Source organism: Limosilactobacillus albertensis (assembly GCF_014145555.1).
Taxonomy (GTDB): Bacteria; Bacillota; Bacilli; order Lactobacillales; family Lactobacillaceae; genus Limosilactobacillus; species Limosilactobacillus albertensis.
Window position 1 is genome coordinate 1 of sequence record NZ_JACIVD010000008.1, and the last position, 229, is coordinate 229.

The following is a 229-nucleotide window of genomic DNA, read 5'->3' on the forward strand; positions in this document are numbered from 1 at the left end:
GTTTAAATGGTATTCGCTATGAACTTGAATTGTGGAAACAGCGTTACTATTGTCGCCAATGTCAGACTACTTTTGGCGCTACAACCAATTTAACTGCTAATAATCAAACCTTATCCGGCCAATTAAAAAACCAAATCATGGAATTTGCCAAAGAAGGCTTAAACGGTAAACTAATTGCCCGCGTCTGTCACTGCTCACCAAGCAGTGTTCGCCGTACAATTAAAGAACG

The 229-nt window shown here is 40.2% G+C and carries 1 pseudogene; it reads left to right on the forward strand.

Annotated features, from left to right (window positions below):
- Positions 1-229, forward strand: a pseudogene (locus H5S41_RS00095) (ISL3 family transposase); the annotation flags it as partial.